Source organism: Candidatus Nitrosacidococcus sp. I8 (assembly GCF_945836005.1).
Classification (GTDB): Bacteria; Pseudomonadota; Gammaproteobacteria; order Nitrosococcales; family Nitrosococcaceae; genus Nitrosacidococcus.
This window is the reverse complement of sequence record NZ_OX241534.1, coordinates 527,643-553,079: the sequence shown is the minus strand read 5'-3', so window position 1 is coordinate 553,079 and position 25,437 is coordinate 527,643. Positions and strand designations below refer to the sequence as shown.

The window sequence follows — 25,437 nt, the reverse complement described above, 5'->3', positions numbered from 1 at the left end:
CTCCTTAATATACGTCTCGTTGATAACGCTTATTTTGTTGGAGATCTCGTACATATTCTGTAGCCCTTTCTCGGGAAACATCTCCTTCTTTTTCTATAATCGTTAATAGGGCTTCATGTACATCAGGTGCCATGGATTCTGCATCTCCACATACGTAAAAATAAGCACCTTCTTCTAGCCAAGTATAAATTTCGCTGCTACGTTCCAGCATACGATGCTGTACATAGGTTTTATGAGTATCGTCTCGAGAAAAAGCGACATCAATTTTAGTGAGTAGACCGCTCTTACGGTGCGTGATCCATTCTTGCTGATAGAGAAAATCTGTGTGAAAGTTACGATCTCCGAAAAATAGCCAATTTTTTCCTGATGCTTCTAAAAATTCCCGTTCTTCTAAAAATGCCCTAAAAGGTGCTACACCAGTACCAGGACCTACCATAATCATCGGTGTATCTGAATTTTCTGGAAGATGAAAATTTTTATTACTGTCAATATAAATAGGTACTGTACTATCTTCAGATACCCGTTCTGCTAAAAAAGTGGTCGCAACACCATAGCGAGATCGGCCATAGCTTTTATAATGTACAATCGCAACGGTAAGATGAACCTCATCTGGATTAGCTTGATAACTTGAGGCAATAGAGTAGAGTCTTGGCGGTAACTTTCGAAGCAACCCGATAAATTGATTAGCAGTAATTCCGGTGATAGGATAAGTCTGTACTATATCAATAATTTCTCGCCCGTAAATATATTTCCGAAACCGCTCCCGGTTTTCTTCTTTTAAGAGTTCATCTAATTCTTGAGATTCAGCAAGCGTAGCATATTTTTCTAAAAATGGTCGAGTAATGGTAGTAATTTCATACTCATGGGATAGGGCTTTATCTAATGATATTTCTTCCCCTTTTGTATTAGTAATTTTCTCCTCACAGCTAAAGCCTAAAGTTCCAATTAATTCAGTGACTAATTCAAGGTGATTAGTAGGCACAACCCCTAAGGCATCCCCCGGTTTAAAAGAAAGATTTGAATCCTCTAAAGATAGAGCAATATGCCGTACTTCTTTGCTCGATCCTCGCCCTGTAATCTGAATATTTTCAAGCAATGGTGCTAAGAAAGGATTCTTTTTAGAGTAGGTAGATCCAACATTGTTGGTTACGTTTATGAATGATGGACTAGATACTGATTGAGCTGTAGTAGTAAGTTTTTGTGAAAGCGTTTGTATTATGTTGGCAATCCAAGCATCTGCCTCTTCTTCATAGTCCACATCACAACTGAGACAGTCTAGTATCCGCTTCCCACCTAATGTGTGTAATCTAGAGTCAAAATCATGTCCTGTTTTACAGAAAAATTCATAGCTACTATCTCCAAGGGCAAGCACAGAGAATTCTAACTCTTCTAGCTTAGGTGCTTTGGTACTATGAAGAAATTCATAAAACATCTCTGCATTGTCAGGAGGATCTCCCTCACCATGGGTACTTGCAATAATAAAAAGATAGTGCTCTTTTTTTAACTGCCTAGGCTTATAACTTCCCATACTACAGAGATTTGGAGCAAATCCTGCTTCTGTAAGCTGAGTACATAATTTTTCGGCAAGCTTTTCTGCATTGCCTGTTTGAGAACCAAATAGTACAGTAATAGGATTCGATGTGTTGCTAACAGTAGTTGCGACTATCTGCGAAGCTACACTACCTATGGTTACGGCATTAAGGCCTGCGAGATAACCACTGATCCAAGTTCTCTGTTCTGGAGAAAGATCTCCAATAAGCTGATTTAAAAGTGCAGCTTGTTCCGCAGTGAGTGGACTATTTTGAGCACTAAAAAAATTATTTCCCATGAATAAATGTAAGCTACTACTTAGGTAATTCCTTATCTAAACTGGTATTTAATATACATCTTGTAAGAGAGTAGATTAAAAAATAACAAATATCCCTTATAATGTAAAAGAATAAAAAATTAATTACTATAATTTTTTATTATATAGGTATCTCACAATACTTCTTGCTCATTTTATTAAATAGAATTATCTTCATTAGCAGATAGAAATGTTTATATAACTAATATCTATATAAGGAGTAGCAAGCTATGCAAATTGATGTATATGATACTTATGTAACCACTACAGCAAATAAGCGTCTTCATTTCGATGTTTTCCTTCCTACCGGCAAACCGGAAGAAACAGCACAGCAACACGCATCAGAGTGGCTCAAGAGTATTGGAATTGAAGCCGCCAATATTAAGCAAGAATCCTGTAGATATTGCCATAGTGAAAGTGCAAACCCAAAAGTAAAAGATCATATTCAACAGCATGGGTATTATATATTCCAAATGGAAGGATGTCCCTCTCCAGCTAGATAATTTATTCAACTAACTCATATTTATTTTGCTTATTAGGGCTGAGTTAGCTCCTCTCTCAATTTAGTTTCGTTTTAAAAATGAAGTAACCCTACTTAGTTAGGGTTATTTTTTGCTAAATATTTTCTGCTGTGAGCCTATATCTAGAACAACTGCATCGCTTGAAATCAAAAATTCCCTATTGCATGGGGTATGATCAGCGCCGATTAAAAAACCAACTACAGCGGCTTATAAAAAACGAGCCAAACTCTCAAGACTCTCAGCTAACTTCTATTATTCAAGCCGTTGAACAATCCTACTTTAAAAGAGAGCAACGCCAAAATAATCGTCCTACTCCTATATTTCCTCTGGGACTTCCCATTACTGATCGTAAAGCAGATATTAAAACTGCTATTGAGCAGCACCAAGTCACTATTATATGTGGTGAAACAGGCTCTGGAAAAACAACCCAGCTCCCCAAAATTTGTCTAGAGCTTAATCGTGGAATTTCTGGGATTATTGGTCATACTCAACCTAGACGGATCGCTGCTCGAAGCGTAGCGGCACGCATTGCTGAAGAGTTGGCTAGCCCTTTAGGAGCTTTAGTGGGCTATAAAATACGCTTTCAGGATCGGTTCAATCCCACAGCTTACATTAAGTTAATGACTGATGGGATTTTGCTTGCTGAAACTCAAAAGGATCCTAATTTAAATTACTACGATACCTTAATTATTGATGAGGCTCATGAGCGAAGCCTAAATATTGATTTTTTATTAGGCTATTTAAAACAAATCTTACCTAAGAGACCTGATTTAAAGGTGATTATCACCTCAGCAACTATTGATACTAAAAAATTCTCTGATCATTTTAGCCAAGCACCAATCATTGAGGTATCAGGTCGAAGCTATCCAGTAGAAATTCGCTATTGCCCTTTAGATAGGGAAGCTGAAGATAAAGAAGATCAAGATATTCAACAAGGAATTTTAGCGGGAATTAAAGAATGTACCAAAATAGGGTTAGGTGACATTTTAGTATTTCTGCCCGGAGAGCGAGAAATTCATGAAACAACTACCTTCTTAAAAAAACACCCTACCCTTCACAGCGATGTACTACCTCTCTATGGGCGATTATCTAACACGGCACAAAATCAGATATTTAATCCTATTCAAGGTAAGCGGCGAATCATTTTGGCTACTAATGTAGCTGAAACTTCTTTAACGGTACCTGGCATTCATTATGTAATTGATACAGGTCTTGCTCGCATTAGTCGCTATAGTACAAGGAATAAAGTACAACAACTTCCTATTGAAAAAATATCCCAATCCAGTGCTAATCAGAGAGCAGGTCGATGTGGACGTATTACAGCAGGGGTATGTATTCGTCTTTATAGTGAAATGGATTTCCAAAATCGTCCAGAGTTTACTGATCCAGAAATTTTACGTACTAATCTAGGGTCAGTAATTCTACAAATGAAAGGATTAAAATTAGGCGATCCAGAGGATTTTCCTTTTATTGATCCACCTCCTACTAAAATGATTAACGATGGTCTTCGTTTATTATTAGAGATCGGGGCAATTGATAAAAGCCAAAACCTAACTAAAGTAGGTAAACAACTTATTTGCTTACCTGTAGATCCTAAAATTGGCCGTATCGTTATTGCAGGGGGTGTCTTTCATTGCCTTAAAGAAATACTAATTATTGCTAGTGGCTTAAGTATTCAAGATCCTAGAGAGCGACCCTTAGAGCAGCAGCAAGCAGTAGATATAGCTCATGCCCGTTTTCTTCATGAGCAATCAGATTTTCTCTCTTATCTAAATATTTGGGAAGAATTCCAGCATCAAAAAAGTCAGCTATCCCAAAATAAGCTTCGCACTTATTGTCACAATCACTTTCTATCTTACCTTCGCTTAAAAGAATGGCAAGATACCCATCATCAATTACAAGATCTAGCAACACAAATTGGCTTTTCTATTAATCAAATCCCGGCAGAATATAACATCATTCACCAAGCATTATTAGCTGGATTGCTCACTAATATTGCTTTTAAAACAGAAAAAGAAGAGTACCTAGGCACTCGAAATAGTAAATTACATATTTTTCCCGGATCTGGACAATTTAAGAAAGCACTAAAATGGATTATGGCTGCAGAGTTAGTAGAAACCACTAAACTCTATGCTCGTTGTGTCGCTAAAATTGATCCCCAATGGGTTGAACCCCTTGCCTCTCATCTACTAAAGCATAGTTATTTTAACCCTCATTGGGAAAAGAATCCTGCCCAAGTGATGGTTGATGAGCAAGTAACCCTCTATGGACTAGTCATTGTACCGAAACGGCGAGTGCATTATGGACCTATTAATGCTAAACATTCTCGGGAAATTTTTATTCGAGAAGCACTCATTAACAGTGAATATAAAACTTCTTCTTCTTTTTTTAATCATAATCAAGAACTAATTAATAATATTGAAAACTTAGAACATAAAAATAGAAGGCAAGATATATTAGTCGATGAGGAGGTGCTCTACCAATTTTATGATCAACATATTCCAGCAGATGTTTATAGTGGTACTCGCTTTGAGCATTGGTATCAGCAAGCGAGTAAAGATAATGTAAACTTGCTTTACTTAACAGAGGAAATGCTTATTCGCCGTGATGTGGATGAGATTATTCAAGATAAGTTTCCTGACAAGATTACAATCCAAGGAATACCTTTCGCACTTTCTTATCGGTTTGATCCTAGCCACTCTGAAGATGGTGTGATGGCAGTCGTACCTATTGCAGTACTAAACCAACTCAATAATGAACCATTTCAGTGGCTTGTGCCTGGATTATTAAAAGAAAAAATTATTTTTTTGATAAAATCACTCCCTAAAAATCTACGCCGTTGTTTCGTACCTGTTCCTGATTTTGCCGAATCTTGCTGTCAATCACTTAGCTTTAGAGAGGGTAACTTTTTAGAGGTACTCGCTAATCAATTACGAAAAAAAGCAGGCATAAACATTACAGAAAAAATTTGGGAAGATATCAATTTTCCACCTCATTTGTTGATGGGCTTCCAATTGATAGATGAAAAAAATCAAATACTGGCTACTGGTCGGGATTTGGATGCTTTACAAAAAAAATGGGGGCATAAAGCACAAATTCATTTTGAAAAGGTAAATATTTATCCTGATCAGGAAAAAATTACCCAATGGGATTTTGGAGATCTACCTGAGCACATTGAATTTGAGCAACAAGGATTACCACTTCTTGCTTATCCCGCACTCCAAGATCAAGGAAATTCAGCCTCTTTAATAGTTAAAGATTCAAAAGAAGAAGCAGAAGAAATAACTTCAGTGGGTTTAAGGCGACTCTTCATACTTACTTTAGGCAGCCAAATAAAAACACTAAGGAAAAATTTACCAAAAATTCAGAAAACATGCTTGTACTATACCCATATTCCTCTCTCTCCATGGAGGGATGAACATTCATTTTCTCAGTGTTCTTGCGAGGAATTGAAAGACGAGATGGTTAAAGTAATTATTGATAGAACTTTTCTGACAAATCGCCCCCTAATTCGTAATGAAAAAGAATTTGTCCTACGGCAGGATCAACATAAATCTGATTTATTTTCAACTGCAAATAAATTTTGCCATTTAATTGCAGAAATCTTGAATCAATACCACTTGATTATAAAAACTATAAATAGCTCATCACCTATAGGCTGGCTAGTCAGTATCAATGATATAAAAGAGCAACTTACTTATTTGATTTATCATGGGTTTATCTCTGAAACGCCACCTAATTATTTAGGGTATTTTCCTCGCTACTTAGAGGCGATAAAACTTCGCTATACTAAATTACATCAGGATCCTCAGCGAGATCAGCAGCGATGTAAAGAAATTCTTTCTTTATGGGAAGCTTATCTCAAAAGATGGAAAATCCAGTATAAAGAGGGAAAAATAAGACCTGAATTGACTACCTATCGCTGGATGCTAGAGGAGTATCGTGTTTCTCTTTTTGCTCAAGAACTTGGTACAAGTTGCTCTATTTCTTCTAAGCGACTAAAATCTCTGTGGGAAAAAATTTAATTACCCTAAAATTAAATAAATCATGGTATTAGCATATTCTTATCTTAATACTGTTGACTATCAAGATTCTTCAGACTTTAAAAAAGCGAAAGAATTACTTACCCATTGGATGGGTGTGGATGCTTCTTTAACATCCCAAGGGTATACGTTAGTAGAATTACTCTCTCATTTAAAAGTAGATATAGAAACACAAGTAGCTGGATTTTTACTTCCTGCAGCGGAAAAAGGAGTCATTGACTATCGAGTAACTACCCGTAAACTAGGACTAGTTATTACTCGTTTACTTCAGGGGTCAGAGCATTTTTTAGCACTCAATCATTATTTATATAACAAAAAATCTCCAGAGCAAGTGGAGAAATTCCGCAAAATGCTGCTGGCTATCGTAGAAGATCCTAGAGTAGTGCTGATCGGTTTAGCAAATCACCTATGTTTGCTACGTCAAGCTAAAAACGATACAGAATCGGTACATCAACAATTAGGTCAAGAAACTTTAGATATTTTTGCCCCCCTTGCAAATCGCTTAGGGATTTGGCAGCTTAAGTGGGAACTTGAAGATTTTGCTTTACGATACCTAAATCCTAAAGCTTATAAAGATCTTGCTGGGAAATTAAAAGCACGCCGATCTGACCGTGAACAATACGTTGCCCAAGTTATTGGGCAAATTGAACAAACCCTCGCCCAAGCAAATATCCAAGGAAAGGTCAGTGGTCGACCTAAGCATCTATATAGCATTTGGAAGAAGATGCAGGCAAAGCACCTCGATTTCGAGCAATTATTCGATATACACGCTTTTCGAATTATCGTCCAAGATACTAAATCGTGCTATGCAGCACTGAGTCTAGTCCACAATTTGTGGACTCCTATTACTGAAGAGTTTGATGATTATATTGCTCGTCCTAAGGCGAATGGTTATCGCTCTCTGCACACGGCCGTAAGAGATCATTTAGGAAAGTCCGTGGAAATTCAAATTCGTTCCCTAGAAATGCATCAAGAATCTGAATTAGGAGTAGCTTCCCATTGGCGATATAAAGAGGGATCTAAATCAGATTCTAGTTTTGAACAACGGATTATTTGGCTACGGAGTTTTTTGGAAAAAAAAGAAGAAGGAGAAGAAAATTTAAACCACCACGTATTAGATCAGCTCAAAACTAAAGTATTTGATTATCGGGTGTATGTCTTTACCCCTACAGGACAGGTCATTGATTTACCAGAGGGATCTACCCCTTTAGATTTTGCCTATACTATCCATACAGAAGTAGGACATCGATGCAGGGGGGCTAAAATCAATGGGGTTATTGCACCTCTTACTCAAAAACTCATCAGCGGACAGCAAATTGAAATACTCACCGCTCGAGAAAGTACTCCAAGTAGAGATTGGCTTAATCCGAAGTTAGGGTACTTATACACTACTCAAGCTCGGGCTAAAATTCAACACTGGTTTAAGCTACAAGACCAACCTATTTATATAGACCAAGGGAGGGTTTTGCTTGAGCAAACTCGCCATAGAAATAAATTAAATGAAGTAGATTTAAAGCCTCTATTAAAAAAATTTCACCATCAGAGTGAAGATAATTTATTAGCTGCAATAGGCTATGGCGATATTAGTATTAATCAACTCAATACAGCAATTAAGGAACAAATAACTAAAGTAGAGCTAATAAAATCATCTCCTAGCCGTTCGAGCATGCCCTATAAGAAGAGTTTAGACCAATATAGCATACAAGCCACTGGAATAAGTGACATATCGGCACGAAGAGCAGGTTGCTGCCAACCTATAGTGAAAGATTCAATTATTGGTTATATTACCAAAAATAACGGAGTTGCCGCGCACCGGACTAATTGCATTAACATTATAAAATTATCCTTAGAGCGTCAAAAACGCTTGATCGATGTTTCATGGGTTCAAAGGAAAAAATAAGATGTCAGAAGCACAAATCACCACTCTGTGCCCCTGTAATTCTGGGTTAAATTACCCAGAGTGCTGCGGTGTGTATCACTCTGGAGAAAAGCAAGCATCTACAGCTGAAACATTAATGCGAGCTCGCTATACTGCTTTTGCGATACAAAATAAAGAATATACAATAGCTACTTGGGATAACACTACACGGCCTAAAAAAATAGATTTTCCTAAAAGCGAAACCCAATGGAATCGCTTAGAGATTATTGAAAAGAAAAAAGGGGAAGAAAATGATTCCAAAGGAATTGTTGAATTTAAAGCATATTATTCATTAAATGATAAACAATATGTATTAAATGAAATTAGTCGCTTTAAAAAACAGCAAGGATATTGGTATTATTTAGATGGTAAAGTGAAATCCATTGCCCAACCAGATCAACAAACTAATCTAGGGAAAAATACACCTTGTGCTTGTGGTAGTGGCAAAAAATATAAACGATGTTGTGGGAAATGATTGATTCGGTTCCAACCAATCTTTATTGATCTACTCAAATAGAAGTATGCTATTTAAGTTTCCTTTATTTTAATGCCACCCTTTATAGTTTCTGTAAAACCATTTCTTTTTATGCTAAATTTTATACCTAGTGTACTAGAGTATAAGAAATGACCAGCGAACATAGTAATTTCCAACAACTTTCAATTAGCAAAAAAATACATGGCCAAAATCGCCTATTATTAAATTCTTGCGAGCTCCTTGACTCCTATGTAAGGGTAGTACTTGCTCAAAGACCTTTTGATTTACATATGGTTGATCAGCCTTTACGGGAAATAAGAGATTCTTGTTTTGAGTGGAAAAATAATCTTAATCCTACCCTTGCTCATGCTCGTGACGAATTAGATCAATTTTTAGAGCGTTTTGATGCCCTATACCCCTCTTTAGAAGTACTTACTAACAAGCTAAATCAAAAAGATAATCGTGAAGATCTTATTAGCAATTTACAGAATTTAAAAAGCGAGGCGGAGAGTAAGCAATCTAGCTGGTTAATTCTTTTTGAGAGCTTACAATCTTTTCAAGCAAATATTAAAGTAAAAGATGAGAATCTTAATCAAGCGATTACATCAATAAATATAGTGAGTATTGAAGATAAAGAAGAGATAGACTATCTTCATGCTCATAACCAATCTTTACGTGAACAGATTCACGGAGGAATTGCAATAGATGCTGGTCTAGTAGCAATGCTAATTATCGGTAGCATTATTTTTATTCTTGGCGGGCTAATCGATCTTGATACTAACGGGATGGGCAAAAAGTTTATTCTTTTTGGTGCGACTATTATTACTATTGGGAGTCTTGAAATTCTCCTAGGTGGTATTAGCCATAAAAGAACTATAGATCGACATTCTCGTAACTTAGAGAATATAGTTGCTTATAATCCTCATGAATCTGCTCTTCAAAGAATAAGCGATCAAGTAACTAATTTAGTATATGTCAGCAAAGATGTTGCAGATACTTTAAAAAATATCAATGAAAGTTGGGAGATTCTATATAATGAAATTATTGCCGCCGTAGAGAAAATAAATAATATTGAGCATTAAAGCTAAAGAGCATACATTCAATTAATTTAGTTTTTGATATTAAAAATCTGACGCTAAATGAGTATATTAAGACTTACTTTCACCTTAACTTCCATTCTATTACTCACTTCAACGCTTGGATATGCCAGTCTCCAAGATGGGATGAATGCATTTCATAGTGGAGATTACGAACTAGCTCTAAAAAAACTTGTACCTGAAGCTTCTCAAAATAACCCACGAGCACAGTTTTATTTAGGTGTGATTCATAATTTTGGACTAGGTGTTCCTCAAGACTACAAAGAAGCGGTCAAGTGGTACCAAATGGCCGCTGATCAAGGGGATCCAGAAGCTCAAAATAGTTTGGGTAGAATGTATTTAACTGGTTTAGGTGTGACTTGGAGTTATAGAAAAGCTATGGAATGGTATGAGAAATCTGCACACCAAGGTTATGCAGACTCTCAAAATAGTTTAGGAAAAATGCACTTAGAAGGTAGAACTGTACCTAGGGATGATAAGGAGGCAGCGAGGTGGTTTCAATTAGCTGCTGATCAAGGCAATGTGGAAGCTGAGTCTGTTTTAGGTATGTTATATCTTACAGGGCGTGGGGTGCCAAAAGATGAAGGAAAAGCTATGGGGCTATTTCAAAAAGCTGCTGGTCGAAGTAGTACCAATGCTCAACTCATTTTAAGTAAAATGTTCTATCTTGGGGTAGATGGACTTCAAGATAGTGTACAGACAATAAAACAGCTGCTTCGTGCGGCAGAACATGGGAATATGGATGCCCAGCGTAGCTTAGGTGGTGTCTATTATTTAGGTTTAAAAGTACCTCAAGATTATCAGCAATCAGTAAAATGGTTTCAACTTGCTGCAAGGCAAGGAGATCCGGAAGCTCAATCTATATTGGGATTTCTTTATCTTACGGGACAAGGGGTAGCTAAAGATAATAAGCTTGCGGCTAAGTGGTTTGAATTGGCTGGTGCTCAAGAGGATATTGAAGCACAAAATAGCTTAGGAAGAATGTTCTTAGTCGGAGAAGGTGTTGTGCAAAACGATAAATTGGCAGCAAGATGGTTTCGATTAGCAGCAGAGCAAAATAGTAATGAGGCCCAATTTAATTTAGGGTTATTATACTTGACAGGTCGAGGGGTACCCCAAGACAAGCAAGAATCAGCAAAATGGTTTCGCCTTGCAGCGGATCAAGGTTATGCAGGGGTACAGAATAGTTCTGAAGAAATGTATGCTTTTGGAAATACTGCCATTCCTGAAGGTAAAGCCGCTGCGGCCTATAGTCTTGCCCAATTATTATCTACAGATGCCGATGCACCTCCTGAAGTAAAGCCTAGTAAATTTAATGAAACTTTAGATGCTTATATTAATTAATATCATATAAAGTTTCATTTGCTTCTTGCTTAACTAAAATAGCCAAACTATTATTTGATAAGTAGACTAATTTGTTTTTTTTAATGAGGAGACAGAATAAAAATGCAAGGAGAATCTACAATATCAAGTATTACTACTCAATCTGCTCATATCTCTAGGGTCTGGGGGCTTATTCCTGTATTCATTGCAGCTGCTTATCCGCTTTTTCTGCAAGGATTTCATAGTGTAATAAGCACTTCCGGAAAAGATGAAATTTCCTTTACTACAACTGCAATAATTCTCCTAGGGGCCGCATTTATTGTGCCTATTTTTGGGTTAATATTTGCGATGAAGGGACCTGATTTCGCTAATACACGTAGATTAGCCTATATGGTGGTTACCACACCTGCTTTATATACCTTGCTCGGTACTTTACAAGGGATGGCTCAAAGCCCAATTCCAGATGAGTTAATTTGGTATGTTTTATGGTTTAGCTTTGGAATTTTAGTTATCCTTAATGCTAAGGAAATAAAAAATAAACCCTCAGATCCAGAATTTACCGCTTACTGGAAAGTCATTCATGGACTAAGTGCTACTCTTGTGAGTATTTTTATTTTATTTCATATGGCTAACCATTTTTTCTCTCTCAAAGGTGCTGATACCTATAACGCAGTAATGGAATTGGGTGAGAAGGTATACCGCAATCCTTTTGTTGAACCTATACTTGTTATTTTCTTCTTTTTTCAAATCCTCACTGGAATCCAACTTATGTGGCGTTGGAGTACCAGATCTGTACCTTTTTATCAAAGCTTTCAAGTAGCTTCTGGCATTTATCTTGCCGTTTTTTTGCTAAGCCATTTAAATGCAGTATTTATCTATGCTCGTATTTATTTAAATATTCCCAGTGATTTTGCATTTGCAAGTGGAGCACCTACTGGAATTATTCATGATTCTTGGAATATTAGATTATTTCCTTACTATACCCTGGGTGTATTTTTTGCCCTCTGTCATCTTATGACCGGAATAAGGACAGTAGCATTGGTGAAATATAAATCTCATAGATCGGCTATAGACCGTGTATGGACAGTAATGATACTTGTAAGTGGAATCGCCTCTGGGATTATTATTGCAGGAATGTCTGGGCTGAGAATATAAGAAAGCTAAGTATCTAGGATCTTTCTTGCTAACAAAGCAAGAAAGATCCTAGATCTAAAGATACTACTTCTTTATTGGTCGGTAGATATGAGTGCTTTGACCGAAAAAGACTTCAGCCGATTCCATCACTGTTTCTGAAAGAGTTGGATGAGGATGAATACTTAACTTAATATCAGAGGCAACAGCTGACATTTCTATCGCTAATACAAGCTCCGAAATCAATTCTCCTGCTCCTGGTCCCACAATCCCCGCTCCAAGCACACGTTCTGTTTCAGGATCAATGATTAATTTAGTAAGACCATCGGTACGATCTATAGTGATTGCCCTTCCTGAAGCTGCCCAAGGGAAGCGTGTTACTTGAATTTTTTGCCCTGTTCGCTTTGCCTCTGCTTCTGTTAATCCGCACCAAGCTACTTCTGGATCAGTAAATACGACTGCAGGGATTGCTCTAGGCTCGAACACTGCTTTAAATCCAGCAATAACCTCAGCAGCTACCCGTCCTTCATGACTAGCTTTATGAGCAAGCATAGGCTCACCTACTACATCACCAATAGCAAAAATATCTGGATCATCTGTACGACACTGAGAATCCACTTGAATAAATCCTTTCTGATTTACTTTAACTTGGGTATGTTCAAGACCTGAAATTGCTGAATTAGGTTTACGCCCAATGGCAACTAATATTTTTTCGAAAACCTCTTCTCCAGCAATTAATCCTTCAAAGGAAACCCGAATCCCTTGAGAGTCCTCTTGCATTTGAGCAACTTTTGTCTTCGTTAAAACTCTGTATATCCTTTTTTCAATTTGTTTTGAAAGTATTGCTACTAAGTCACTATCCGCTCCAGGCAACAAGGTCTCTCCCATTTCTACTACGGTCACTTGAGATCCTAAGCTGGCATAAACCGTTGCCATTTCTAGGCCGATGTAGCCACCACCTACTACAAGTAGATTTTTAGGAATACTTTGAAGATCTAACGCAGAAGTAGAATCTAACAATTTCGGGCTTTCAATACTTCCAGGTAACTTAACTGGGTGAGATCCTGTCGCAAGAATAGCATTTTTAAAATTTAATTGTTGATCTCCATTTTTTCCATGTATCTGTAAAGTTTTTTGGGCAATAAATTCTGCTCGACCTTGGATGTAGTTAATTTTTCGCTGCTTAGATAGCTGCCCTACTCCTCCTGTTAATTTATTAACAACCTGTTCTTTCCATGATCTAATCTTATTTACATCTATTTTAGGGTCAGAGAAAGTAACCCCCCAAGTATGTGCTTCTTTTGCTTCATGAATCACTTTAGCTACATGAAGAAGGGCTTTAGATGGAATACATCCTCGATAAAGACACACTCCACCAGGGTTTGGTTCTAGATCAATAAGGGTAACTTCTAAGCCTAAATCTGCTGCCAAAAAAGCAGCTGCATATCCACCTGGACCTCCGCCAATAACAGCTAATTGAGTAGTTTCTGAAACACTAGCCATAGTCATTTCCCCTTATCAATTTATACTTAAATACATATATTTATGGATTTATCTTAGTTGTATTAACCTGACAAGGACAAAAGCATAGGTTCTTCTAAAAGATCGATAATCCAGTGTAAAAAACGTACCGCATCTGCTCCATCAATGACTCGATGATCATAGGAAAGAGAAAGAGGCATGAGTAAGCGGGGCTGAAATTCCCCATCAATATAAACAGGCATCATTTTTGCTCGAGAAATACCAAGAATCGCTACTGCAGGCCAGTTAATAATTGGGGTAAAGTGACTCCCTCCTAATCCGCCTAAATTAGTAATCGTAAAGGTACTTCCTTCCATTTCTTCAGGTGCTAGCTTCCTATTTTTTGCTTTTTCAGCCAATGTAGTCAGCTCTATGGCAATTTCAGTAATATTTTTTAAATTTACATCTCGAATAACTGGCACTAAAAGTCCACGTTCCGTATCTACGGCTACCCCAATATGGTAATACTCTTTATAGATAAGCTCTTTAGTAACTAAATCTAAAGAGGTATTAAAATGAGGGAATGCTTTAAGTGTTGAAGCAACAATCTTTAGTGCAATTGCTGTTAGGGTAAGCTTACCTCCAGACTTTTCTACCCGATCTGTAAGACGCTTTCTTTCTTGCTCAAACTGGGTAATATCTGCATAGTCATGTTGGGTAACATGTGGTGCTGTCCAAGCATGAGTCATATGCTCTGCAGTTTTGTCCCGTATTTTACTAATAGATTCTCGTCTAATAGCACCCCATCGTTCAAATTGTGGAAGTGGGGGAAGAGTAATAGATGATGCGCTAATAGAGGGTTGTGATCGACCAGATAATTGACCGTGCACATATAGTTTTATATCTTCTGCAGAAATTCTTCCGCCTGATCCAGAGCCAGAAATTTGATGAATATCAACGCCAAGCTCTCGGGCTAAACGACGTACAGAAGGTGTAGCAGGTACAGGGATAATATTGCTATTTACAGCTGTTTCTTGTTTTACAGCTACTAGGGAAGACTCAGGTTTAGTAGATGATACTAGTTCAGGTACCGATAGTGTTTGCTCTTGTTCAATACTCTGAGGTGGTGTGGGTTCCTGTGTTTCTTTAACACTGGCATCATTAGGCGTTGGTGTAGGTTCTGGAGCCGCTTTTGATTTTTCAGCACTGCTTCCTTCCTCTACTGTTAATACAGTTTGTCCTATACTAATTTGATCTCCAGTTTTGATATGTATTTCTTTAACTTTGCCACGGATTGAAGAAGGAATTTCAACAACAGCTTTATCTGTCTCAAGCTCTAATACAGGCTGATCTACCTCTAAAAAATCTCCTACAGATACCAAAATTTTAGCTACATCACCAGACTCAACGTTTTCGCCTAATTCTGGAATTTTAAACTCACTTGCCATATTGTCTATCCTTCATTAAGAGATCATAGGGTTAGCTTTGTTTGGATCAATTTCCAAATCCTGAATTGCCTGCTGTACTAAGGTAGGCTTAATTTTTCCTTCTTTAGCCAGTGCTGATAGAGTAGCTATGGTGATAAATCTTGCATCTACTTCAAAGAAATTACGCAATGCCCGACGACCATCGCTACGACCAAATCCATCTGTACCTAAAGAAGTGACTGGTCTAGGGAACCAACGATAAATGGAATCTGGAAGGACTTTTAAATAATCTGAAGTAGCCACAAATACCCCAAGTGCATCCTTTAAACATTGCTCTATATAGGATTGTTTAGGTTTTTCTAAGGGATGAAGCATATTCCAGCGAGTAACTTCATGACCATCCATATAGAGTTCTTTATAACTGGTAATACTCCAAACATCGGCATTGACTTCATACTTTTCCAAAAGAGTTTGGGCATGAAGTACCTCGTTTAAGATAGAGCCACTGCCAAAGAGTTGAGCTTGTAATTTTGCTTTAGGATGATTACCCGATTTTAATCGATACATTCCTTTTAAAATGCCTTCTCGGGAACCTTCCGGCATTTCTGGCATAGCGTAAAGCTCATTTTCTACTGTGAGATAGTAGAAGATGTCTTCTTGCTGTTCATACATACGGTAAATACCATCTTGAATAATCACAGCAATTTCATAAGCATAAGCAGGATCATAGGCTTTTAAATTAGGAACAGAATAGGCGAGCATTTGACTTTGCCCATCTTGATGCTGAAGCCCCTCTCCAGATAATGTAGTACGTCCTGCGGTTGCCCCTACAAAAAAGCCTCGGCAACGCATATCTCCTGCTGCCCAAATTAGATCGCCAATTCTCTGAAACCCAAACATGGAATAATAAGTAAAGAAAGGAATCGTATTGATTCCATGGGTAGCATAGGCTGTGCCTGCTGCAATAAAAGAGGACATAGCACCAGCTTCTGTAATACCTTCTTCTAAAATTTGCCCATCCTTAGCCTCTTTATAATAAAGCAGGGTAGATATATCTACAGGCTCATAGAGTTGGCCTTCATGGGCATAAATCCCGACTTGGCGAAATAAGGATTCCATACCGAAGGTACGAGCTTCATCAGGAATAATAGGGACAATTAATTTGCCCAATTTTGGATCCCTAAGTAATTTGGTCAGAACCCGAACGTAAGCCATGGTTGTCGCCATGGTTCGATTACCCGTACCTTTATAAAACTCACTATAAAACTCTTCGGTAGGTGCTTTAATTGGTTCGCTACGTACTTTGCGCTGTGGCAAATAACCACCAAGGGCTTTTCTCCGATCATGGAGATACTGTAATTCTGGACTATCTTCTGAAGGCTTGTAAAATGGGGCTTGGGCGATTTGCTCATCAGAAATAGGAATGCCAAATCGAGATCTAAAATCACGGAGTTCCTGCTCGTTTAATTTCTTTTGTTGATGAGTAATATTTTTACCCTCGCCTGCTTCTCCCAATCCATAGCCTTTAATGGTTCTTGTTAGAATTACAGTAGGTGATCCTTTATGTTCCACCGCAGCTTTATAAGCAGCATATACTTTCTCAGGATCGTGGCCCCCAGTACGAAGGCGGCAAAGTTGCTCATCAGAAAGGTGTTTAACTAATTCTAGTAAATCTGGATCAGTGCCAAAGAAGTGTTTGCGAATATAATCTCCAGATTCAACCGTATATCTCTGATATTCTCCATCAACTGCCTCTTCCATCCGTTTAACAAGCTTACCTTTGGTATCTGCGGCAAAAAGAGGATCCCAATCACTACCCCAAATGACTTTAATGACATTCCAACCAGCACCACGGAAAATAGCTTCTAGCTCTTGGATAATGCTACTATTTCCACGTACTGGTCCATCTAATCGCTGTAGGTTGCAGTTAATCACAAAAATAAGATTATCAAGCTTTTCTCTAGAGGCGAGGTTAATCGCACCTAAAGTTTCTGGCTCATCGGTTTCACCATCACCAATAAAGGCCCATATTTTATCTTGTGAAGGGGTTTTAAGCCCACGATCTTCAAGATAGCGATTAAATCTAGCTTGATAGATAGACATGATAGGACCTAAGCCCATAGAAACCGTAGGAAATTGCCAAAAATCTGGTAAAAGCCAAGGATGAGGATAGGAAGGTAATCCTCCTTCAGGTTTTAATTCCCTTCTGAAATTTTCTAACTGTTGCTCTGAGAGCCGACCTTCAAGAAAAGCTCTGGAATAATTTCCGGGAGAGGCGTGACCTTGGAAATAAACAATATCACCGCTATGATTTTCTGTTTTACCATGAAAGAAATGGTTAAAACCAATTTCATATAAAGTAGCGATAGAGGCATAGGTGGAAATATGTCCCCCGATACCATCTTCTTCCTTGTTTGCTCTAACCACCATCGCCATAGCATTCCAACGTACTAAACTGCGAATACGCCGCTCAATTTCATAACTTCCGGGGAAAGGAGGCTGTCTATCAGCAGGAATAGTGTTAATGTAAGGTGTATTTGCTAAATAGGGAAGTTGAACTCCTGATTTCAAGGCATGGAGCTGTAGACTACCTAGTAAGCGTTGGGTACGTTTTGAATCTCCTTGTTGGAGTATATATTCTAAAGACTCTAGCCATTCTTGAGTCTCTTGCGTTTCAATATCCTGATCTACTTTTATTTTATCCACTGACATGCCTTTGGCCCCAATTTACGTTAAGGTCATTCTATATAAATAGCTATTTACTCACTAATTATTTATAAAATATGGAGTTTCTAGCATTATACCAGAACTATTCTAGACACTCTTTGATTTAGAAATAAATAATGAGTACACTATCAATTTATCTTTAAATGAAATATCTATATAATATTTAAAGCTAGTATGTATATAAAATTTTAAAAAAATTAAGTATATATACAGGCTTAAAAAATTATTAGGATAAATAAAAATGCATAAAACCATCTTAGAAAAGTTATTAAACAGGTATATTTTTCAAGTTAGTATTTGCCTAATTGGCTTAGGGATGATCAGCCCATCAAACGCAGATCCTATCGCTGATTCTTGGACCTGTTCTGGTCAAATGGCAACTGAAAATCAATTTCGTGGCGATCAATGTGGCACCTTTAGTGGTGGCTCTTTTAGTGATAGCAATGGGAGTTACCCTAGTGGAGATATACCCATACCTGCAGGGGCAAGCTCCTATCAATGGTTAGTGACTCCTTATAATGGTGGAGTAGGCAATAATACCGGAGCACTACCAGGAGTAGATTATTGTGCTAGCGTTTTTGTAGGTGACTGTCCTACAAGTGGTACTACCTTAACTTCATCTACATTTAATATAGGTAGCCAAGGTGGAGAATTAAGCTTTGACTTTAATTACATCACCAGTGATAGTAGTCCATATAATGATTATGGATGGGGGGCAATATTTACAGCTAATGGTGATTTAGCCGCACTATTATTTACTGCAAGAACTCCAGAAAATGCCAGCGAAAATATAGTCCCAGGCTATGGTCTTCCTGAAACAAGCCCGGGTGTAACACTTACTCCTCAAACTACTAAAATTATTCCAGGTACTGCAGTGGCAGTTATACCTCAGCAGCAAGATCCTATGAATGGTGCTCCAAATTGGGCACCCATTTCTGGTGATGGGTATACTGCCAATGATAACTCACTATATTATTGCAATGGAACTGATTCTACTGATACATGCGGTTCGACTGGCTGGATTACTGCTAGCTATGATTTAGGAAATCTTGATCCGGGTAGTTATTATCTTCAAGTTGGAGTAGTGAATTGGACCAATACAAGTTTTCAAAGCGGTGTAGCAATTGCTAATGTTAATATAAGCGAGAACGCAAGCGGAAGTTCATCAATTCCTGAACCTATCACATTAAATTTAATTATTTTAGGTCTATTTGGGATTAGTTATTTCTCTAGTAGAGATAATAGAAAAATACAGTCTATATACTTATAGCGGAAAAATACTCTTAGGGTGTGTAATCCTAAGAGTATTTTCTATCTAGCAACTAGATAGATTAAATAACGCCGAAGGCAAGCATAGCTTCTGCCACCCTGCGAAACCCTAAAATATTGGCCCCTACTACATAATTATTAGAATAGCCATATTTTGCACCAGTTTCAAAACACTCTTGGTGGATGTTCTTCATAATACTATGCAGTCTCTGCTCAACCGTATCAAAAGACCACGAATCCCTACTGGCATTTTGCTGCATTTCTAATGCTGAAGTAGCAACCCCCCCTGCATTCGCCGCTTTTCCTGGCCCATAGGCAATTTTTGCCTCATGAAATACTTTTACCCCACCGGGTGTAGTAGGCATATTCGCCCCTTCACTGATTGCAATACAACCATTTGCAACTAACTTACGTGCAGAATTTTCATCTAGCTCATTTTGAGTGGCACAAGGTAGTGCAATATCGCAGGGGATATCCCAGATATTTCCCCCTTCAATATACTGAGCTTCCTTATGCTCATGGGTATAGAGATGAATTCGTTGTCGCTTGATTTCTTTAATTTCTTTAACTGTAGCTAACTGGATACCTTGAGGATGATAAATTACCCCATTAGAATCAGAGCAAGCAATCACCTTAGCTCCAAAAGCGGTGAGCTTCTCCATAGCGTAAATCGCTACATTTCCAGAACCTGATACAAGGCAGTTTTTTCCTTCAAGGGTTTGACCACGGACTTTAAGCATTTCATCAACAAAGAATACACAGCCATAGCCAGTAGCCTCTTTGCGAGCAAGGGATCCCCCCCACTTTGGATTTTTACCTGTAAGCACCCCAGATTCATAGCTATGGGTAATTCGTTTATACTGACCAAATAAATAACCAATTTCTCTTGCCCCTACCCCAATATCTCCTGCAGGTACGTCAATATTTCCGCCTACATAGGGATAAAGTTCAGTCATAAAACTCTGGCAAAATCGCATGACCTCATTTTCTGATTTTCCTTTAGGATCAAAATCTGAGCCGCCTTTTCCTCCACCTATAGGCATACCGGTAATGGCATTTTTAAATACTTGCTCAAAAGCAAGGAATTTAATCGTACCTAAGTATACTGAAGGATGAAAACGTAGTCCCCCTTTATAAGGACCAAGTAAACTACTAAATCCTACTCTAAAGCCCCGATTAACATGAATTTTCCCTTGATCATCTTGCCAAGGCACTCGAAAAATAACTTGTCGCTCTGGTTCGCAAATTCGTTCTATGATTTTATAATCCACATACTCAGGGTGCTTTTTAAGTACTGGACCTAAAGTTTCAAGAACTTCTTTTACTGCTTGATGAAAATCGGATTCGCCTGAGTTTCGGCGAATAACGTCTTCAAAAATTTTGGAGGTTATAGTTTCTGCTTCCAAGAGTGCTACTCTCTAAATAGGTGTGGCGCGCCTGGCAGGATTCGAACCTGCTACCCTCGGCTTAGAAGGCCGATGCTCTATCCGAGTGAGCTACAGGCGCTGGTTAATAGATGGATAAATTATACAACGAAATAGAGTGTTCAAGCGAAAAAAATTGGTCGGGGTAGAGGGATTTGAACCCCCGACCCTCTGCTCCCAAAGCAGATGCGCTACCAGACTGCGCTATACCCCGAAATATGATGATTAGAAGATGTAACTGGCAATAATATTAAAGCGGTAATAATTCAAATAATCTTGATAACAGTTACATTTATTTCGTGCAATTATAATACATTATACATTGACTATATAGTATATAATTAAATAATTTTTATGAACGCTAAAATCCTCGATGGTAAAGCAGTTGCGGCTACACTGCGAAAAGAGATAAAACAACAAGTTCAAAAAAGAATAAATCTTGGGCTACGCCCACCAGGATTATCAGTCATACTTCTAGGCACTGATCCAGCATCTCAAACCTACGTACGAAGTAAGCGAAAAGCTTGTGAAGAAGTTGGGTTTAAATCTTTAGCCTACGACTTATCAGCAGATACCACCCAGAATGATCTGATTAATCTAATCCATCAGCTTAATGAAAATTTAGAAATTGATGGTATTTTAGTCCAACTCCCTCTTGGAGAGCATATTCGCTCTGAAGAAATTATTGAGAAAATTCATCCTAGTAAAGATGTGGATGGGTTTCACCCTTATAACATAGGACGATTAGCGTTACGAGTACCTACGCTCAGACCCTGCACTTCCTATGGGATTATGACTTTATTAGCTCATACTAGTCGAGATCTGAAAGGGTTAGAAGCGGTTATTATTGGTACCTCCAATATTGTTGGACGACCCATGACTTTAGAACTACTCCTTGCTGGCTGTACTGTTACCAATTGTCATCGCTGGACCAAAGATCTAGCACAGCATGTTTCTAAAGCAGATATTGTGGTTTCTGCAGTGGGTAAAGCTAATTTAATTAAAGGAGAATGGATTAAATCAGGTGCGATTGTGATCGATGTGGGGTTCAGTCGCCAAGCAGATGGCACTCTATCCGGGGATGTGGAATTTGAGGTAGCAAAAGAGCGAGCTGCTTGGATTACTCCAGTACCTGGAGGAGTAGGTCCAATGACGATTGCTACCCTATTACAAAACACCCTCTATGCGGCAGAACAACGGGATAAAAATATTAGCTAAATGGAGTTAACTTAGCTACGTCGCCATAAAGTCTTTGTCACAGTATCTTCAATGGTGATATTCTGCTCTTTTAAAATATCTCTGATTCGATCGGCTTCTGACCAATTTTTATTTTTGCGAGCCTCTATCCTTTGTTGGATAAGTTGTTCTATTTGCTGATCTGAGAGTTGATTTTCTTTTATATGTATTTGTCTTGAATCTCGTAAAAATTCTTCTGGATCTGCATTCAACAACCCTAAAATATTACCCATTAGATATAATGGGTTTGCTAATTCATCTATTTGCTGCGTATCATTTTTTTCTCTGGCATTGTTTAATTCTCGCCTTGTCTCATTTAGCACAGCAAGGGCTTCTGGGGTATTAAAATCATCATCCATGGCTACACAAAAACGAGTCATGAGTGAATGATCCCAAGAATTCAATAGCTTATTTTCTATTTTTGGTACAGGAATACCTCTTAATGCACCATACATACGAGTAAGAGCGTTTTTTGCTGTTTCAAGCTGAGATTCAGAATAATTTAAGGGACTGCGATAATGGCTCGAGAGGATAAAATAACGTAATACTTCTGGATGGTAATGGGATAATACCTCCTCAATAGTGAAAAAATTTCCTAAAGACTTAGACATTTTTTCATCATTAATCCGAACAAAACCATTGTGCATCCAATAGTTTACAAATTTATGCCCAGTGGCTGCCTCACTTTGAGCAATTTCATTTTCATGGTGAGGAAACTGTAAATCCTGCCCTCCCCCATGAATATCAAAAGGAGATCCTAGTTCATAAAGAGACATAGCAGAACATTCAATATGCCATCCTGGTCGACCTAATCCCCAAGGAGAATCCCAAGCAGGTTCATTAGGTTTTGTCATTTTCCAAAGTACAAAATCTAAAGGATTTTTTTTATCCTCATTTACCTCAACCCGTTCTCCTGCTCGCAAATCCTCAAGTTGTTTACCAGAAAGCAACCCATAAGGTTTAAACTGGTGTACATCAAAATATACATCTCCATTTTTTCCTTGATAGGCATAATTTTTTGCTAGTAATTGCCCAATTAGAGTAATAATTTCTGCTATAAATTCAGTGGCTTTAGGTTCTTTATTAGGAGGGATAATTTGAAGCTGATTAGAATTCTTACAGAGATCTTGAATGTATCTAGCAGTTAAAGTTTGAATGTTCTCATTATTTTCACTTGCCCGCTGAATAATTTTATCGTCAATATCCGTAATATTTCTCACATAATTAACTTCAAATCCACTGGTTCTGAGATAGCGAGCCACTATGTCAAAAACAATCATTACCCGAGCATGACCTATATGTGCTCTATCATATACAGTCATACCGCATACATACATTCGCACTTTACCCGGTTCAATAGGGATAAATTTCTCTTTTTTCTTAGTTAAACTATTGTAAATATGCAACATTTATTTATCCTTATGTTTCGCTAAGATATATTCAAGCATTGGGTTAATCTTTGGCGAATTCTTTCAATTCCTATCAATGGAAATAATAAAGCGAGTTCTGGACCATCCAATTCCCCGGTTAGGGCAGCCCGGAGAGGTTGAAAAAGGGCTTTACCTCTAGTCCCTGTAGTGTTTTTTAATTCAGTAATAAATTTTTTAAAATCTAAACCACAGAAATCTATTACTTTAAGTGCTTGGGTAAAAAAAGAGGAATTGGCTTGCGTAATAATTTTTAAAGACTCACTTTCATAGTTTAATTTTTCATCGAAAATAGCAGTAATCCACCGCAACGTATCTTTAGGAAAGAGAATATTAGGTCGTATTGCTTCGATAAATTGTTGGCATTGATCCCTTGGAATTTTTGCCAAAATATCATTTCCTAGCCAATCTTTTAAAGCTTCAAAGTTACTATGAATTAATCCTTCTCGTTGCCAATGGATAAGTTGAGATTCATCAAACCGAGCAGGTGCTTTTCCCAAATTTTCTAGTTTAAATTGATTAGCTAGAGTATCTAAAGATAGAAAATTAGTATCTTCAAAGTGATGCCCTAGCCGAGCTAAATAATTACATAGGGCAAGAGGTAAATAACCCTCTTTCCTAAGCTCAGTAATACTGCGACTACCATGGCGCTTTGATAAAGGAGACCTATCATGACCAATAATTAAGCCAATATGAGCATATTCAGGGATAGGCAATTCAAGGGCTTGAAGTAATAAAATTTGTCGAGGAGTATTGGTTAAATGATCTTCACCACGCAATACATGGGTGACTTCCATTAAAGAATCATCAATCGCATTACTGAAAAAAAACGCAGGTGAGCCATCTGCTCTACGAATAATAAAATCCCCAATATCCTGAGCGGTAAAATACTGCTCTCCCCTTACTAAATCAGTAAATTCTATAATGCTAGAGTTAGGCACTCGAAATCGTAAAGTAGGTTGAATTCCATTAGCTTGCCTACTTTTTATTTCATCTGAACTTAATCGGGCACAGGTACCTGGATAACGTGGAGGCTGGCCTGCGGCAAGCTGACGTTTACGTACTTGCTTTAACTCTTGAGGTGAACAAAAACAAGGATAAGCTAATTCTTTATTTTCTAGTTGATCAAAGTATGATTGGTAGATTTGAGTTCGTTCAGATTGTCGATAAGGGCTATAGCCTCCTCCTACTTCTACACCCTCTTGCCATATTAGATCTAGCCATTTTAGATCCTTCACTAAGGCAGTAATATACTCTTCATCACTTCGTTCTTGATCAGTATCTTCTATGCGTAGTAAAAAGATACCTTGATTAGCACTAGCAAAAAGCACATTAAATAAGGCAGTACGCACATTTCCTAAATGTAATAAGCCACTCGGGCTGGGTGCAAAACGGGTTTTAATCATAAAAAAGCACCATATTAGAAATATATTTTATTAAGTTTTGCTCACCCTACAATATTATTCGTATAATGGAGGGCACAATTTATCGTGAAATTAAATACTATAGGTATCCTATGCATATATTTCAAAGAACATTTATTTTTTTATTATTGGGAATATTTGGATTAACTGCTGAAGCTGGTGGTGGTTCAACCCCAAAATCTTCTCCCCATGTTAAATTAGAGACTAACCTAGGGGATATTATCATTGAGCTTAATCCAGAAAAAGCACCTATTTCAGTTAAAAACTTCCTAAATTATGTAAATGAAGGCTTTTATAATGGCACAATTTTTCACCGAGTCATTAAAAATTTCATGATTCAAGGGGGAGGGTTTGATGAAACGTTTAACCAAAAATCTACCCACTCTCCTATTCAAAACGAAGCAGACAATGGGTTAGCAAATGAAATAGGTACTATTGCCATGGCCCGTACTCCTGATCCAAACTCAGCAACTGCTCAATTTTTTATTAATACTGCAGATAATAAGTTTTTAAACTTTCAAAGCAAAACGACCCAAGGGTGGGGATATGCAGTTTTTGGAAAAGTTACTGAAGGTATAGATATAGTAAGAGCGATTGAAAATACGCCTACAGGCCGCCAAAATGGGTATACAGATGTGCCACTTAAACAAATCATAATTAAGCAAGCATCCGTAATAAATTAATTCAT

Annotated in this window: 17 protein-coding genes and 2 tRNA genes; 10 read left to right on the top strand and 9 right to left on the bottom strand. The window is 37.7% G+C overall.

Going from position 1 to position 25,437, the window contains the following annotated elements:
- Positions 1-4: 4 nt before the first annotated feature.
- Positions 5-1,828 (bottom strand): assimilatory sulfite reductase (NADPH) flavoprotein subunit, encoded by a 1,824-nt coding sequence (locus tag OOL07_RS02820; protein ID WP_264694907.1) that lies wholly within the window; start codon positions 1,826-1,828, stop codon positions 5-7.
- Between the two features lie 248 nt (positions 1,829-2,076).
- Between OOL07_RS02820 and OOL07_RS02815 the strand changes: the two genes are divergently transcribed.
- The 7 genes from OOL07_RS02815 (at position 2,077) to OOL07_RS02785 (ending at position 12,378) form a co-directional block, all read left to right on the top strand.
- Entirely contained in the window at positions 2,077-2,349 is a 273-nt protein-coding gene (locus OOL07_RS02815) for a DUF2024 family protein (RefSeq protein WP_264694906.1), read from the top strand.
- Between the two features lie 128 nt (positions 2,350-2,477).
- Entirely contained in the window at positions 2,478-6,392 is a 3,915-nt protein-coding gene (hrpA, locus tag OOL07_RS02810; protein ID WP_264694905.1) for an ATP-dependent RNA helicase HrpA, read from the top strand.
- A 22-nt stretch (positions 6,393-6,414) separates the two neighbouring features.
- On the top strand, positions 6,415-8,310 hold the full coding sequence (locus OOL07_RS02805) for a RelA/SpoT family protein (protein WP_264694904.1): 1,896 nt from the start codon (positions 6,415-6,417) through the stop codon (positions 8,308-8,310).
- Position 8,311: 1 nt separating this feature from the next.
- Entirely contained in the window at positions 8,312-8,803 is a 492-nt protein-coding gene (locus OOL07_RS02800; protein ID WP_264694903.1) for a YchJ family protein, read from the top strand.
- A 149-nt stretch (positions 8,804-8,952) separates the two neighbouring features.
- Entirely contained in the window at positions 8,953-9,885 is a 933-nt protein-coding gene (locus tag OOL07_RS02795) for an HBL/NHE enterotoxin family protein (RefSeq protein WP_264694902.1), read from the top strand.
- 57 nt (positions 9,886-9,942) lie between these two features.
- A complete protein-coding gene (locus OOL07_RS02790; RefSeq protein WP_264694901.1) occupies positions 9,943-11,244 on the top strand; it encodes a tetratricopeptide repeat protein in 1,302 nt (433 codons plus the stop codon).
- Between the two features lie 102 nt (positions 11,245-11,346).
- Positions 11,347-12,378, top strand: a complete 1,032-nt coding sequence (locus tag OOL07_RS02785; RefSeq protein WP_264694900.1) for a hypothetical protein — start codon at positions 11,347-11,349, stop codon at positions 12,376-12,378.
- A gap of 63 nt (positions 12,379-12,441) precedes the next feature.
- Here OOL07_RS02785 and lpdA read toward each other — a convergent pair whose 3' ends face one another.
- From lpdA to aceE, 3 genes are all read right to left on the bottom strand, one after another.
- The gene (lpdA, locus tag OOL07_RS02780; RefSeq protein WP_264694899.1) at positions 12,442-13,857 is read right to left on the bottom strand and encodes a dihydrolipoyl dehydrogenase; all 1,416 of its coding nucleotides are present in this window, start codon (positions 13,855-13,857) and stop codon (positions 12,442-12,444) included.
- 62 nt (positions 13,858-13,919) lie between these two features.
- Positions 13,920-15,263 (bottom strand): 2-oxo acid dehydrogenase subunit E2, encoded by a 1,344-nt coding sequence (locus OOL07_RS02775; protein WP_264694898.1) that lies wholly within the window; start codon positions 15,261-15,263, stop codon positions 13,920-13,922.
- 15 nt (positions 15,264-15,278) lie between these two features.
- Entirely contained in the window at positions 15,279-17,948 is a 2,670-nt protein-coding gene (gene aceE, locus OOL07_RS02770; protein WP_413774100.1) for a pyruvate dehydrogenase (acetyl-transferring), homodimeric type, read from the bottom strand.
- A gap of 262 nt (positions 17,949-18,210) precedes the next feature.
- Between aceE and OOL07_RS02765 the strand changes: the two genes are divergently transcribed.
- The gene (locus OOL07_RS02765) at positions 18,211-19,239 is read left to right on the top strand and encodes an NF038132 family protein (RefSeq protein ID WP_264694896.1); all 1,029 of its coding nucleotides are present in this window, start codon (positions 18,211-18,213) and stop codon (positions 19,237-19,239) included.
- A gap of 61 nt (positions 19,240-19,300) precedes the next feature.
- Here the strand turns inward: OOL07_RS02765 and gdhA are convergent, their stop codons facing one another.
- The 3 genes from gdhA to OOL07_RS02750 all read right to left on the bottom strand — a co-directional run bounded on the left by gdhA (position 19,301) and on the right by OOL07_RS02750 (position 20,876).
- Positions 19,301-20,644, bottom strand: a complete 1,344-nt coding sequence (gene gdhA / locus OOL07_RS02760) for an NADP-specific glutamate dehydrogenase (protein ID WP_264694895.1) — start codon at positions 20,642-20,644, stop codon at positions 19,301-19,303.
- A gap of 23 nt (positions 20,645-20,667) precedes the next feature.
- Positions 20,668-20,744, bottom strand: a tRNA-Arg gene (locus OOL07_RS02755).
- A 55-nt stretch (positions 20,745-20,799) separates the two neighbouring features.
- A tRNA-Pro gene (locus tag OOL07_RS02750) sits at positions 20,800-20,876 on the bottom strand.
- Positions 20,877-21,016: 140 nt separating this feature from the next.
- Between OOL07_RS02750 and folD the strand changes: the two genes are divergently transcribed.
- Positions 21,017-21,880, top strand: a complete 864-nt coding sequence (gene folD / locus OOL07_RS02745) for a bifunctional methylenetetrahydrofolate dehydrogenase/methenyltetrahydrofolate cyclohydrolase FolD (RefSeq protein WP_264694894.1) — start codon at positions 21,017-21,019, stop codon at positions 21,878-21,880.
- Between the two features lie 11 nt (positions 21,881-21,891).
- Here folD and cysS read toward each other — a convergent pair whose 3' ends face one another.
- Complete coding sequence (cysS, locus tag OOL07_RS02740) at positions 21,892-23,307, bottom strand: cysteine--tRNA ligase (protein WP_264694893.1); 1,416 nt, start codon at positions 23,305-23,307, stop codon at positions 21,892-21,894.
- Positions 23,308-23,327: 20 nt separating this feature from the next.
- Positions 23,328-24,731: a glutamate--tRNA ligase gene (gene gltX, locus OOL07_RS02735; protein ID WP_264694892.1), complete on the bottom strand. Its 1,404-nt coding sequence runs from the start codon at positions 24,729-24,731 to the stop codon at positions 23,328-23,330.
- A gap of 110 nt (positions 24,732-24,841) precedes the next feature.
- On the opposite strand from gltX, the gene OOL07_RS02730 reads away from it, so the two are divergent.
- A complete protein-coding gene (locus OOL07_RS02730) occupies positions 24,842-25,432 on the top strand; it encodes a peptidylprolyl isomerase (protein ID WP_264694891.1) in 591 nt (196 codons plus the stop codon).
- The last annotated feature ends 5 nt before the right edge of the window (positions 25,433-25,437 follow it).

What these genes read in the sequence shown, in the direction of transcription:
- OOL07_RS02820 (WP_264694907.1), bottom strand. Translation starts at nt 1,828, where the DNA reads ATGGGAAATAATTTTTTTAGTGCTCAAAATAGTCCACTCACTGCGGAA.
- OOL07_RS02815 (WP_264694906.1), top strand. Translation starts at nt 2,077, where the DNA reads ATGCAAATTGATGTATATGATACTTATGTAACCACTACAGCAAATAAG.
- OOL07_RS02805 (WP_264694904.1), top strand. Translation starts at nt 6,415, where the DNA reads ATGGTATTAGCATATTCTTATCTTAATACTGTTGACTATCAAGATTCT.
- OOL07_RS02800 (WP_264694903.1), top strand. Translation starts at nt 8,312, where the DNA reads ATGTCAGAAGCACAAATCACCACTCTGTGCCCCTGTAATTCTGGGTTA.
- OOL07_RS02795 (WP_264694902.1), top strand. Translation starts at nt 8,953, where the DNA reads ATGACCAGCGAACATAGTAATTTCCAACAACTTTCAATTAGCAAAAAA.
- OOL07_RS02790 (WP_264694901.1), top strand. Translation starts at nt 9,943, where the DNA reads ATGAGTATATTAAGACTTACTTTCACCTTAACTTCCATTCTATTACTC.
- OOL07_RS02785 (WP_264694900.1), top strand. Translation starts at nt 11,347, where the DNA reads ATGCAAGGAGAATCTACAATATCAAGTATTACTACTCAATCTGCTCAT.
- lpdA (WP_264694899.1), bottom strand. Translation starts at nt 13,857, where the DNA reads ATGGCTAGTGTTTCAGAAACTACTCAATTAGCTGTTATTGGCGGAGGT.
- OOL07_RS02775 (WP_264694898.1), bottom strand. Translation starts at nt 15,263, where the DNA reads ATGGCAAGTGAGTTTAAAATTCCAGAATTAGGCGAAAACGTTGAGTCT.
- OOL07_RS02765 (WP_264694896.1), top strand. Translation starts at nt 18,211, where the DNA reads ATGCATAAAACCATCTTAGAAAAGTTATTAAACAGGTATATTTTTCAA.
- folD (WP_264694894.1), top strand. Translation starts at nt 21,017, where the DNA reads ATGAACGCTAAAATCCTCGATGGTAAAGCAGTTGCGGCTACACTGCGA.
- cysS (WP_264694893.1), bottom strand. Translation starts at nt 23,307, where the DNA reads ATGTTGCATATTTACAATAGTTTAACTAAGAAAAAAGAGAAATTTATC.
- gltX (WP_264694892.1), bottom strand. Translation starts at nt 24,731, where the DNA reads ATGATTAAAACCCGTTTTGCACCCAGCCCGAGTGGCTTATTACATTTA.
- OOL07_RS02730 (WP_264694891.1), top strand. Translation starts at nt 24,842, where the DNA reads ATGCATATATTTCAAAGAACATTTATTTTTTTATTATTGGGAATATTT.